Source organism: Pelovirga sp. C15f, assembly GCF_057178085.1.
The window spans coordinates 348,110-361,058 of record NZ_JBXUCV010000002.1 but is presented as its reverse complement, the minus strand read 5'-3'; the positions used below and the strand labels follow the sequence as shown (position 1 = coordinate 361,058).

The following is a 12,949-nucleotide window of genomic DNA, read 5'->3' as shown; positions in this document are numbered from 1 at the left end:
CAAACAATGCCATTTCGGCCTGTTATTCATTCTTTGGGCGGAGGTTCCTGCTGCCGGTTTGAGCGCACCGTTAACAATAGCGGTGATGTGCTGTAGAGCACGCCGACAGCTCCAGCGTGCCGGGTGTAACTGAGCTGAGTTGACAGCTGTTCTTTCCGAAATATCTTGATGCCCCGGTGCGGTTTAAAGTCCCCGCAGTGTTGCTGGAGCGTGTGACTGCTACATTCTCACAGTTCAACCGCCGGGAGCGCTGAGCGGCCCTGAAACAACTGCCGGACCTCTTGATCACCGGCGTATGCCGATCTAAGCAGGTCCTGACGGCATTCAGACCGCACGTTGTGCGTAACGGGCAAACCACTTCCGTGAAATATCCCCTTCCGGCTGTGCCCAGAGCCGTTTGTGCAGCAGCCACAAAGTCAGGCTATCCTGAAGAATCCGCTTCTTTTCCCCGAGGCTCAATCCTTCCGGGCCGGCATTCAATGCTTTATGTAACAGGATGAAACGTCTTTTTACGGGAATTTTCACCCGCGTCATCCGCCCGTTCAAACTCCGGTGCAACGCGTTGATCTGCGGGTTCAACACGGCCCGCACAAATCCATCGCTCGGATGCAGACGCAAAGGGGTCGCCGCCTCGCTAAGCTCGCGTTGCTTGTTGGCCAGAGTAATCAGCTCGATTGGCGGATCAACTTCTTCGGGAATCAAAAATATCTTCAAACGGCGAACAAAGCGCCCGACACTGAGACGGCTGGTCCAGACCGAAATCGGCACAGCCAGCAGCAAGGGAATCAGGATAGGGGTCAGCCAGACAAAAAAAAGTGGATTAATCAGCCACACGACCCCCCCCCAGAGCACGGCAATAATGCTTCCGGACAGATGAAAACGCAAGGCATCCTGCCAGGGAGTACCGCTATCATCGCGGTTCTGCGCATGCCAGCCGGACTGGCGTTTGAGCAGCAGCATGAGGATGAAACGGGTATGAAACAACATCCTGATCGGAGCCAGACAGGCAGACAGAATCACCTCCGTCAGCAAACTGCCGAGCAAACCGGCCCAACCACCGAACTGTGCAGAGCGCTTCTGCAGACCAATCACGACCAGGGCCAGGATTTTGGGCAGGAATAGCAGGATTGCTGTGATTACCAGCAGGATCACCGGGCCGAACGGGTCCCAAACCGGCCAGTGAGGAAACAAGGACCGCCCGGAAGGAAAATAATCCGGCGGATGGAAAGCATGAATGATAATGACTGCCGTCGACAGCAGTAACAACAGCATCCACAGTGCGGCGGAAAAATAACTCATGACACCGTTCAAAAAGAGCCAGCGATGAGCCGTTGACAAGCCCTCCGTGAACATCAGCCGCAAGTGCTGCATGTTGCCACTGCACCAACGCCGATCACGCTTGAGTTCATCGAGCAGAGTTGGCGGCGGCTCTTCATAAGAGCCTTCGAGATCATAGGCCAGCCAGATACTCCATCCGGCCCGACGCATCAGCGCCGACTCGACAAAATCGTGGCTGAGGATATCGCCACCCCAAGGGGCGCTGCCGGGCAGGCGCGGCAGACTGCAGTATTTCATGAAAGGCGCGATCCGCAAAATAGCGTTGTGCCCCCAGAAACTGCCGTCACCGAGTTGAATACTATGCAGCCCCGCCGCATAGATCGGCCCATAGGCGCGACCGGCAAACTGTTGCATGCGGGCCAGCAGTGTCTCGCGGCCGACCACGGCCGGGGGGGTTTGAAGGATCCCGACATGGGGATGGTGTTCCATTAATTGCACCATCCTCACCAGAGTCGTTCCGGACATGACACTATCCGCATCAAAGACGATCATGTAGCGATAAGCAACACCAAAACGCCGGCAGAAATCGGCCACATTTCCACTTTTCCGTTTCAGGTTGAGCCGCCTGCGTCGATAAAACAGATTGCCCGGATCTCCCAAGTCACGATTCAACTGGCGCCAGTTCACCTCTTCGTTGACCCAAGCATCAGGGTGCGATGAGTCGCTCAGCAGATAGATATCGAACGCCTCCATCTGGCCGGTCTTTTGCAGCGATTTATAGACCGAGAAAACCCCGGCACTGACCCGACTCATATCCTCACCACAGATGGGAAAGAGAATCGCAGTGCGGCAACCTGGTGCAATCTGTTCGGGCAGGGGGGGCGCATCTTTCCCGAGGAGATACCGCTCTTTTCCCCGCAACAGATGAAAAGCGCCGAAAGTTGCGACCCAAAAACCAACGGAAACCCACGCAAAAAGCAACCCCGATACGACGATCAGGAGCTTTTCTATCCAGGTCGAGCCATGGTACGGCAGTACAGTTGAAATCCCCCATGCCGCCATCAATGCCGGCACGAAAACCAGAAAGGCAAGGATCAGCCGACGCCAGAGAGCCGTCCGCATCCAAGGGCGGTTCAGCACCGGGTCCGGAGAATCGACCTGGATCCGGTTGGACGAATGGCCAGCACGCTTAGCCCTGTCCCGGGATGACTGCCAGGGCAGGCGGCGCAAATGAATTGCCGCCATACTTCTTCTATTGAGCGGTGGCTGCGGTCGCAGGTTATCATCAGCAATCTCGTGCTTAACCCGTTGTCGCAGCTCCCGGATGGCTTTTCCCTGGCAGGCAGCGAGGTTGCCGGAACATTGCTCTACGACTTTTCTGACCGTTGCTGCAACAATCTCCATTCGGCGCAATTCGGCAAACGGCCAGCAGCGCAAAAATGTCAGGCAGCGCTGTGTCAGGGCGTCATATTTATGCTGATCTGTCGATATAGAAACCTGATCTGCCTTTTTCACCGAATTTTCCTGCTGAGGGTGTAGCTCCAGGTTTCCGACAGGACATCAGTATCCTGCTTCAGAAATGCCCGCAATTCAATTGTCTGACCCTTGTCGGGGAGCATTTTCTCGATCGTTGTAACCGGCTCGAGGACGACATCGAAAAAGAGTCGCCAACTCAGATTGAACGGATTTTTCTGAACATTGACGTTCTGAATGCGTCCGCCGACACTGGCTGTAACCACCGCGTCGATGGTGGTATTGCCGGACAGACTGCGCAACTTATCCCCGTTAAAATCGATGACAAAACGACGAATCTGACTATCGTCGACATCTCCGATACGGGTCGCCAGAACCTGTGCTCCAGGAGGCACCACCCGTGTCCCCGCACCCCATCTCATGCGGTAGTCAAACTGCCAGGAGTCACCCGCCTGAGCCGGCTCCTGCGGAACCCAGAACGCAACAACGTTATCGTGAATTTCACTTTTGGTCGGAATTTGGACAAGCTCGACATGCCCTGCGCCCCAATCGGACAGAGGCTCTATCCACAAGCTGGGGCGTTGATGATAATTTGCCTCCAGATCTTCATAATTGTCAAACTTGAGGTCCCGCTGTATCAGGCCGAAGCCTTTTATGCCTTGTGCCTTGAAACTGTTGATCTGTAACAGCTTCGGGTTGTTCAACGGCCGCCAATGCCATTCTCCGGAACCAAAATGAATCTGCAAACCATCGGAATCATGAACCTCCGGACGAAAATCACGAACTCCCGGCTCACGATTATTCTCGCCGAAGAAATACATACTGGTCAAAGGAGCAATGCCGACCTTGTCGATAGCCTCACGAAAAAACAGCTTGCTGGTGACGTCAAGAACCGTCTCTTCTCCTGGAATGACCTTGTATTGAAAAGCCCCCGTAACGCGTGGGCTGTCGAGCAACGCATAAAGCGTTAAAGCGTTGTCTTTCGGCTGCGGCTGGACGATCCAGAACTCCCTGAACCATGGGAATTCTTCACCCTGCGGCAAGGCCGTATCCAGAGTCAGACCACGTGCGGAAAGGCCATATGCGTTCTCTTTTCCAACCGCACGCAAATAGCTCCCCCCCAGAAAAACCAGGAATTCATCAAAATACTTCGGTGATTTGATAGGCGCATGAACACGAAATCCGGCGATGCCGATGTTATCGGAAAGTTGCGGTGCTTGCTCCAGTCCACCGTACTCGAACCAGTCGCGTCGTCCGACAATAGGGACGACCTTGCCTGCCTCTACGACATTGATCGCAACCGTCCGGTCATAAAAAAGACCGGGATGAAAAAATTGCAGTTGGAAAGGGCTCTTGTCCCCGAGCCATAAAATTTTATCGGGTTTCAGACGAATACTACGCCACTCGTCGTAAGTCAGTTTGGTCAGAATATCAGGCAGTTTTTCCGGTAAAACATATGCGTGACGCGCCATCTGCCGGGCTTGATTTTCAACATCAACAAAACCGAAAGACTCAACCGCAGCTGCGGGGTCGACGATAGCAGCAATCGGCAGAAAAAAGATCAGATTCAACAACAGAAAACAAAGAAAATGCTTTTCTTTTCTTGTCATTTTTTTTCACGCTCCTAATAGGTGTTCTTCTGGGACGTTCTTATTAAACCAATTTTCTCAACTGATACAATCTACACAAGGACTCGTCAGGACAACCAATTCACCCCGATTCATGTCGGCTCCGGATAAACACCAGCAGTCCCTGTCCCTTTTTTAGACCGGCGAGATCGATGCAGATATAGCGATAAAAGATCAATTCATTTATCCATCTGCAGCTTGCGCAACAGTCGGATAAAGTCCTCCGGGACCCCGGTGTCAAAAGTCATGCGCTTATGAGTAAAGGGGTGAGTAAAGGAAATGGAACGGGCATGGAGGGCGAGTCGGTTTGAACAGATGTCCTTTGTCGCGTATTTCCTGTCCCCGACGATGGGATGTCCTTTTTCTGCAAAGTGCACGCGAATCTGGTGCTTGCGACCAGTAAGCAGATGAATATCCACCAGGCTCAAACCCTGCGACTCTTCCGCAACCTTGTAGGCTGTATGGGAGAGCTTCCCCTTGGTCGCATCATTGGTAGAGTAAACCCTCTGAGCCATATTTTCGACTAGATAGGATGAGATCGTTCCCTCTTTTACCGTCAGTCGGCCGTGAATGACGGCCAGATAGTGCTTTTCCGACTTCTCCCAACCCTCCTGAAGAAATTTTTTAGCCTGCTCACTTTTAGCAAAAATAAGGACCCCGGAGGTGTCCTTATCAAGACGATGAACCACATATACCCGGTTGCGTGATTTTGGGTTCCCCTTGCGAACATAATCATTGAGCAGATAGTGGGCCGTTCTCGACTTTTCCCGATCAGTACCAATGGTCAGCAACCCGACGGGTTTAACCACAACAATGATATCCTTGTCCTCGTGCAGGATCGGCAGCCCTTTAGGCTGATGTTTCTTCGGTGAGCGGTCGCTTGTGATCATATCATCCGATATAAATTCTTATTGCCATAGTCAGCCGCCATTAAAAGAGCATGAGCATGTCAGGCGAAGCTGAACTGACCGTCTCCCACGAAAAGATGGTTTGTCGTCGCCTACGTGGATTGTATCAATCCTCAGAAGTTCCCGACCCGATGCTATTTCGCAGACAAGTGCTGTTACACTGCATAAAAACGAAAGCCACAGAGGCGTCATTCCCAGCGGCTTTCGTTTACCAACCTTATTGTCAATTTACATTTATGTAAAACCAATCGTGCGAAACTACTCGACGGTGACGGATTTCGCCAGATTTCTGGGTTGATCAACGTCGGTGCCCTTGAGCACGGCGATATAATAAGCGAGCAGCTGCATGGGGACTGAGGTGATGATGGGAAGCAAGTCTTCATCGACCACAGGGACCGAGATCAGGGCGGCGACCTTGTCGAGCAGCTCTTCGTCATCACCGCTGACGACAGCGATGACCTGACCACCCCGCGCACAGACCTCCTCCACATTGGAGACCACCTTGTCGTAGGTGGAATTGCGCGGCACCAGTACCACGACCGGCAGATCCTCATCAATCAGAGCGATCGGGCCGTGTTTCATCTCGCCGGCGGGGTAACCTTCGGCATGGATGTAGGAGATCTCCTTAAGCTTGAGGGCTCCTTCCAGGGCGATGGGATAGAGATTGCCGCGCCCGAGATAAAGAAAGTCACGTGCATTCACAAACTCACGCGCCAGTTCTTCGATCTGAGCATCGAGCTCGAGGGTTTTTTCAAGCTTGCGTGGCAGTTCCAGCAGATCGGCCAGACGCTCCTGACAATCAGCGGCGCTTAAGCGGCGGCGGATCCTGCCAAGCTTTAAGGCTAACAGATACAAAGCCACCAGCTGGGTAGAAAAAGCCTTGGTTGAGGCGACGCCGATTTCAGGACCGGCGTGGGTGTAGATGATGCCGTCGCTCTCACGGGCGATGGAGGAATCGACAACATTGCAGATACACAGGGTTTTACCCCCTTTTCCACGGGCCTCACGCAGTGCCGCCAGGGTATCGGCGGTTTCGCCGCTCTGGCTGATCAGAATCGTCAGGCTGTTGGCCGGGATGATCGGATCACGGTAGCGGAATTCACTGGCGATATCGATCTCCACCGGCACCCGGGCGACCTTTTCGAGATAAAATTTGCCTACCAGTCCGGCATGCCAGGAGGTGCCGCAGGCAATGATGAAGATTTTGTCCAGGCCTTCTAATTGAGCGTCATCAAGGCCAAGATCCTCAAGGTAAACATCCCCTTCTTCGACCAGGGCGCGACCGGCAATGGTATCGGCCAGTGCTCGTGGCTGCTCATAGATTTCCTTGAGCATGAAATGGCGGTAGCCCCCTTTTTCCGCCATGGTCGGGCTCCAGGTGATGGTTTTGCTCTGTTTGGCCAGCGGATTGCCGGCGAGATCGGTAAAACCCATGGCCAGCGGGGTAAAGACAACCATCTCGCCATCTTCAAGAAAGATCATCTCGCGGGTATGGGAAAGCATCGCCGGAATATCGGAGGCGACAAAATATTCCCCTTCCCCCTGGCCAACCACCAGCGGGGAGCCGAGCTTGGCGGCGATCAACTTGTCCGGTTCGTCAATGCAGAGGATGGCCACCGCATACGCGCCTTTGACCTCAGCCAGAGCCTGACGTACCGCCTGCTCAAAATCACCACTGTCCCGATAATGTGCCTCAATCAGATGGGCAATGATTTCCGTATCGGTCTCGGAGCTGAACTGATGCCCAAGCTCCTGCAGGCGCCCTTTCAAACTGATGTAATTCTCGATGATGCCGTTATGCACCAGAACGATACTGCCGGCACGGTGGGGGTGGGCGTTGATCTCCGAAGGCCGTCCGTGGGTGGCCCAGCGGGTATGGCCGATGCCGCGGGCGCCGCGGGCAGGATTATCGTGGAGCAGGTTTTCCAGATTGAGGAGCTTGCCCTGGGCACGGCGAATCTGGGCCACGCCGCCTTCGAGGGTACAGATGCCGGCTGAATCATAACCGCGATATTCGAGTCGCCGCAATCCATCTAAAATAATCGGTGAGGCCTGCCGTGAACCGATATATCCAACAATTCCACACATGGTTATTCCCCTCGCCTTTTAGGATTTTTTCTGCTTGCGCAGACGCCAGCCATCAATATTCTTCTGCTCAACGCGTGACACAGCCAAAGCATCGGCCGGAACATCTTTGGTGATCGTTGAACCTGCTGCGATCAGACTATTGCGACCGATATGCACCGGGGCAATAAACTGGGTATCACTACCGACGAAGACATCATCCTCGATCGTGGTTTTATGTTTATTGACACCGTCATAGTTGCAGGTGATGGTGCCACAGCCAAAATTAACATTTCGTCCGACTTCAGCATCACCAATATAGGTCAGATGGCTGGCCTGAGAGCCTTCGCCGAAAACCGCCTTTTTGGTTTCGACATAATTGCCGATCTTGTTATGGCCGGCCAGCTGGGTACCGGGGCGCAAATGCGCCATGGGACCGATGATACAATCGGGACCGACGTCCGACCCTTCGATCACCGAGCCGGCTTTAAGATGACTGCCGGCGGCGACGTTTGAGTCAGTGACAACCACGCCGGTCTCGATAATACAGTTGCGACCTATAGCGGTCTTACCGTGAAGATGAACGTTGGGATGAATCAGGGTATCAGGACCGAGTTCGACGCCATCATCGATATAAACCGTGGTCGGATCAATCATGGTCACCCCGGCATACAACAGATCCGCGTTGATCTTCCAGCGCATCAGCACCTCGGCCTCCGCCAGTTGCCGGCGGTCATTGATCCCCATCACCTCGGTAGCGTCGTCAACACACAGGGCGCGGGCTGTCTTGCCTGCGGCAGTCGCGGCCGCGACTACGTCGGTCAGATAATATTCCCCCTGGGCGTTATTTTTGGTCAGCCCCTGCAAAGCAGAGACAACAAAGGCAGCATCAAACAGATAGGTGCCGGAGTTGATTTCCGTCACCAGACGCTGGTCCTCATCGGCATCCCTTTCTTCAACAATCCCCAGGATCTGTTCGCCGTCACGAATGATCCTGCCGTAGCCGTAAGGGTCGGCCATGCGGGCGCTGAGGATCGTCACTGCGGCCTCCTCGTGACGGTGATACTCATAGAGCCTCTGCACCGTTTCGGGCTTCAGCAAAGGGACATCGCCACATAACAGCAACAAGGGTCCGGAATAACCACGCAGCGACTCGACGGCACACATCAGGGCGTGACCGGTGCCGAGCTGACTGGTCTGTTCGACCCAGTCGATCGGTTGATCAGCAAATGCCTCTTTGACCTGGTCAGCGCCATGACCGACAACGACCTTGAGCTGAGCAAAGCCCGCTTGACGCGCCGATTCCAGCGGATAATATAGCATTGGCCGCCCGCATAGCTGATGCAACACCTTCGGCTTTACCGAACGCATCCGCGTGCCCTTGCCGGCGGCAAGGATCACTGCTGCCAGTCCACTACTCATAGAGACCCCCTTTTTGGGATAGCAGGAAGCTGAACAACGACTCATTTCAACCCCCTGACGGGTATTTTTATGTAACTATTCAGCTCTGTCATTGCGCAGGGTCGAGGGCTCTGTGATAAAGGGCTCTGTCGCCATGGATGACGAAAAGCGTCTCTTGGCATAGGATCCCCACGACCCGGTGCTGAACAGATACTTTTTTATAAACATTGAATTATCTCGAAAGGGTTTACCACAAGTCAAGCACCATCCGGTTAGCTGCGTCAGAAATATGCGGGCATTATTTACAATTGTTTGATGCTGACGTATAGTCACCCCCTATGGAGAGCAAACACCATGGATGATCGCCGCACAATAGCTCATGAACTCGACGCGATGCAGCACCTGCTGAAGGAACTGGAAATCCGTTACGAGCAGTATTTTGCCGGCATTGAGCGGCGTGAGCCGGTCGCCGACCGCAAAGTTCTGGCCCGCAAGGTGCGTCACTTTACCAACCGCCACATTGTCTGGACTGATCTGCAGTTCCGCTATCATGGTCTCGCTTCGCGTTTCATGTCTTACTGCCAGTACTGGGATCGCATTCTGCGCCTGATGGACGAAGGCAAGTACCACCGTCACCTCGCCAAAAGGCCACGTCCCTCGCTCAGCGTACAGAAATCTGACAAAGCACCGGTATCACCGGGTGAGGCCGAACGATTGCACCAGCAGATGCTTCAGGCGCGCAAAAATTGCGGCCTTGCCGGAGACGGGCCAACCCCGGAAAAGATTGCTTCTTTTCTCGACAACCAGCGCGAGCAGATTCGCAACCGCTATGGGGACAAGCCGGTGGAATTCAGCGTTGATGTTCAGGATGGGAAACCGCGTATCAAAGTCCGATTCAAAAATTAACTCCCCTCTCATCACCTTGTCCGCGAGATGGCTCACAGCTCATGCGCATCCTGATTGTCACCCAACATGTCCGTGCGTCGGTCCAGGCCGTTCCTCTGGCCGCCGGCTGTATCGCCGCGGCCCTGTCGAGCGAACAGCAGCAACAAACAGAGATTATCAATCTCTATCCGCCCCTCGACATCGACCTGGTTTGTCAGCAACTGTTGGCCAAACAGCCCGACGTTATCGCCTTTTCCCTGACCTTGTGGAGCCGCACCTCGCTACTGGCGCTGGCGCGCCGTCTGCGGGTCTTGCAACCCCGGCTCTTTCTCCTTGGCGGTGGTCCGGAAACCGCCGGCAACTGCGCTCAGCTGATCTGCGCCGGCGGCCTTGACGGCGCTATTCGCGGTGAAGGAGAGCTGGCCTTTGCGGCGCTGGTGGAGGCTCTGGAGCATGGGCACTTAATCGGAAAAATTGATGGCTTTGTCAGCGCCGCAACCCCTTTAGCAGACCCGCCGGCAGCCACCTGCCCTGACCTGGCCGACCTGCCTTCACCCTGGTTGACCGGCATTCTGCCGCTTGAGTCCGACTGCGGAGTTTTGTGGGAAGTCGCCCGAGGTTGCCACTTCAACTGTTCTTTCTGTTACGATGCCAAAGGCCACCACGGCGTCCGCCCTTTACCTTTAAAACGGTTACGTCAGGAGTTGAAACTGTTCGCCGAATCCGGGGTCGGCCAGATCTGGATTCTCGATTCAACCTTCAATGCCCCGGCTCAACGCGGTCATCAGCTTTTGCAGCTGCTTCTCGATGTTGCTCCACAGATTCATTACCACATTGAAGCCAAGGCTGATCTGCTCGATAACCAGACCATCGGTTTACTGGCACAGTTGTCGTGTTCAGTACAGATTGGCCTGCAGTCGGCACATCCGGAAGTCCTCAAACCTTTGCAGCGGCATATCAATCCTCGCCAGATGCGCCAGGTGCTTCACCAGCTCAACCTGGCCGGTATCGTTTTTGGGCTTGACCTGATTTACGGGCTGCCCGGCGACAACCACCCGGGGTTCTGCCGTAGTCTTGATTTCGCCCTTGAGCAGCAGCCAAACCAGGTCGACATTTTTCCGTTGGCTGTATTGCCGGGAACCGATCTTTATCAGCGCCGCAGCGAGTTCGGTCTTTGTGCCCAGAACGCGCCGCCGTACCTCGTTGAAACAGTCACCAGCTACCCGCCCGATCAGATCGAACAAAGTCAGCTGCTTGCTGCCGCTACCGACATTTTTTACAATCGCGGCCGGGCAGTAGGATTCTTCCTGCCACTGTGCGACCTGCTCCATGTGTCCCCTGCCGCCCTGTTGCAGCAGTTTGCTGACTGGCTGACGGCTGAAAAAATCTGCACCAGAGTCCAACTTGTTGACGTCGAAGCCTGGACACCGGACCGAATCCTCCCCTTGCAACGCAACTTCTGTCGCGCTCAATGTCGACACCATAACCACGACCAACTGATCCCTTTCATCGAGGATCTGCTGCACTTTCATTACCTGTGCGCTGAAATCCTGCTTGGTGACGACTGCCAACCCGCAGAGCAGCAGATCAACCCGGCGACCTTTGCTGCCGCCCACTGGCAACTCAATCCAGCTGTCTTCCTGCATTTTTTTCATTATGATCCGGCTGACCTGGAAACCCTTGGAGGAAAATCACTGAAAAACACAGTTAAACAGCTGCAACCGGACCCGGGGCAACGCTTGCTGCTAAGAGTGGAGGGGGAAATGATCATTGAAGCGCTGGATGGTCCTGCGGCCCGGATGCTGCAGATGGCAACCACAGGACAAAGCGGAAAAACCCTGCTGGCCCAGCTTGACCTTCGGGAAAGTGAAAACATAGCAATTTTAGCGGTAGAACAGGGTATTCTGGTACCGATTACTTGATCAGCAAATCAACAAATCCTTCATAGGTCTGGCGTTTGCGTTCCGAGCGGGCATAGAGAGAGGATGAGAATAGCGCCGTCGCGGCATGTTCGCCAAGCATGGAAAAAAGCTGGTAGTCAATGGACTCAAGTTGCTCCTTCTGGATGAACAAACGATAGACGGCCAACACCCCGATCAAGTGCTGCTGGGTTTTCAGCGGAATAGCAACGATTGGAGCTAACAAATCATCCGATCCGGCGGTCATCGAGCCACTGCAGAAATAATTTTCTCCACTGGTAACCACCTCCCCGAAGACTCCATCGGTGGCACCAATAACCGGGAAGCTTCCCGTCTCTTCAAACCCTTCACCTGTTTCAAAAACCAGCTCTTTGCTCCCCTGGTTGTAGAGCAATACCGCGAATTTTTCCGCGCCGACAAAATTAATCACAACCTCTTTAATAATATCGAGGGTTTCACCGCGGTCGAGGGTAGAATGCAGCCGGGACGAGGCCAGATAGAGGTTGGTCAGGTTATTGTTGACCTGCTCCACCTTGACCAGCTGATTGGCAAAATCGAGATTTTCCTCTTCCAGTTCGCCGATACGCTGCATGGCATCATTCTGCTCGCGCCGCAAACGTGAGCACTCATCCTCAAGGGCCGCAAGGCGTTGACACAGATTCGCATCGACGCCCTCCTGGCGCAATGCCTCGACCTTTTTAAAACGTACCAGACGATCAAGATTCTGCTTGCTGTGCTGATCGGGATGAAGAAAGTAAATCCCCTTTTTGTCGACGGTGCTGTCAGCCGTACGCTTGACGCGACCGTAGAGGGAGAGGATTTCTCCTTCCGGCAGGGCAAAGGACAGCTTGATGGTGGAATTTTCTTCCAATGCCACCGATGAACAGATGCGCGCACCGGTTACTGACAGGTCTTCAGTCCGCGCCGTATGTACCTTGACTCCATCCTGTAATTCAATCGGCATATCAACCACCACCCGCTCGGCGGTACGGCGTTTGACTTCACCTAAAAGACGGGCAACCTTTTCGCGCAGCTCCAGTTTGTTGACCGGCTTGGTGATATAATCATCACAGCCGGCATCAAGACACTTCTGCACCTCTTCAGCCTTGCCGGCAGCGGTCACCATGAGTACCGGCAACCGGTGCCAGCGGGGGTTGCGACGGATGGTACGACAGACATCGTCACCGTTGATCCCCGGCATGTAGAAATCAAGCAGCAGGATATCGGGAGCCACTTTATCCAGGCGGCTAAGGGCTTCTTCCCCTGACGAGGCCGTCAATAAATCGTAACCGCACCCCTCAAGGTACGAACGTTCAAGTTCGAGGAAGAGATCAACATCGTCAACCAGAAGCACTTTCGGCATTATTATGACTCCTTCATAATGAGGAGTTAC

The 12,949-nt window shown here is 54.1% G+C and carries 8 protein-coding genes; 2 read left to right on the top strand and 6 right to left on the bottom strand.

Annotated elements, in window-relative coordinates:
• Positions 1-324: 324 nt before the first annotated feature.
• From mdoH to glmU, 5 genes are all read right to left on the bottom strand, one after another.
• Positions 325-2,793 carry a glucans biosynthesis glucosyltransferase MdoH gene (gene mdoH, locus AC1931_RS06945; protein ID WP_483876518.1) on the bottom strand — a complete coding sequence of 823 codons (2,469 nt, stop codon included), beginning with the start codon at positions 2,791-2,793 and terminating at the stop codon, positions 325-327.
• On the bottom strand, positions 2,790-4,361 hold the full coding sequence (locus AC1931_RS06940) for an OpgD/OpgG family glucan biosynthesis protein (protein WP_483876517.1): 1,572 nt from the start codon (positions 4,359-4,361) through the stop codon (positions 2,790-2,792). The genes mdoH and AC1931_RS06940 overlap by 4 nt, the downstream gene beginning before the upstream one ends.
• A 197-nt stretch (positions 4,362-4,558) precedes the next feature.
• Positions 4,559-5,269 carry an RluA family pseudouridine synthase gene (locus AC1931_RS06935; RefSeq protein WP_483876516.1) on the bottom strand — a complete coding sequence of 237 codons (711 nt, stop codon included), beginning with the start codon at positions 5,267-5,269 and terminating at the stop codon, positions 4,559-4,561.
• 276 nt (positions 5,270-5,545) lie between these two features.
• Positions 5,546-7,375, bottom strand: coding sequence for a glutamine--fructose-6-phosphate transaminase (isomerizing) (gene glmS, locus AC1931_RS06930; protein ID WP_483876515.1), 1,830 nt, complete (start codon positions 7,373-7,375; stop codon positions 5,546-5,548).
• Between the two features lie 18 nt (positions 7,376-7,393).
• Positions 7,394-8,773 (bottom strand): bifunctional UDP-N-acetylglucosamine diphosphorylase/glucosamine-1-phosphate N-acetyltransferase GlmU, encoded by a 1,380-nt coding sequence (gene glmU / locus AC1931_RS06925; protein ID WP_483876514.1) that lies wholly within the window; start codon positions 8,771-8,773, stop codon positions 7,394-7,396.
• Between the two features lie 333 nt (positions 8,774-9,106).
• Here glmU and AC1931_RS06920 point away from each other — a divergent pair, with 333 nt between their 5' ends.
• Positions 9,107-9,658 (top strand): MXAN_5187 C-terminal domain-containing protein, encoded by a 552-nt coding sequence (locus tag AC1931_RS06920; protein ID WP_483876513.1) that lies wholly within the window; start codon positions 9,107-9,109, stop codon positions 9,656-9,658.
• A 41-nt stretch (positions 9,659-9,699) separates the two neighbouring features.
• A complete protein-coding gene (locus tag AC1931_RS06915; RefSeq protein WP_483876512.1) occupies positions 9,700-11,559 on the top strand; it encodes a B12-binding domain-containing radical SAM protein in 1,860 nt (619 codons plus the stop codon).
• On the opposite strand, the gene AC1931_RS06910 is transcribed toward AC1931_RS06915, so the two are convergent.
• Entirely contained in the window at positions 11,552-12,919 is a 1,368-nt protein-coding gene (locus tag AC1931_RS06910) for a response regulator (protein ID WP_483876511.1), read from the bottom strand. The two genes, AC1931_RS06915 and AC1931_RS06910, sit on opposite strands and share 8 nt — an antisense overlap.
• Positions 12,920-12,949: the final 30 nt, after the last annotated feature.

What these genes read in the sequence shown, in the direction of transcription:
- glmS (WP_483876515.1), bottom strand. Translation starts at nt 7,375, where the DNA reads ATGTGTGGAATTGTTGGATATATCGGTTCACGGCAGGCCTCACCGATT.
- AC1931_RS06915 (WP_483876512.1), top strand. Translation starts at nt 9,700, where the DNA reads ATGCGCATCCTGATTGTCACCCAACATGTCCGTGCGTCGGTCCAGGCC.
- AC1931_RS06935 (WP_483876516.1), bottom strand. Translation starts at nt 5,269, where the DNA reads ATGATCACAAGCGACCGCTCACCGAAGAAACATCAGCCTAAAGGGCTG.
- AC1931_RS06940 (WP_483876517.1), bottom strand. Translation starts at nt 4,361, where the DNA reads ATGACAAGAAAAGAAAAGCATTTTCTTTGTTTTCTGTTGTTGAATCTG.
- glmU (WP_483876514.1), bottom strand. Translation starts at nt 8,773, where the DNA reads ATGAGTAGTGGACTGGCAGCAGTGATCCTTGCCGCCGGCAAGGGCACG.
- AC1931_RS06910 (WP_483876511.1), bottom strand. Translation starts at nt 12,919, where the DNA reads ATGCCGAAAGTGCTTCTGGTTGACGATGTTGATCTCTTCCTCGAACTT.
- AC1931_RS06920 (WP_483876513.1), top strand. Translation starts at nt 9,107, where the DNA reads ATGGATGATCGCCGCACAATAGCTCATGAACTCGACGCGATGCAGCAC.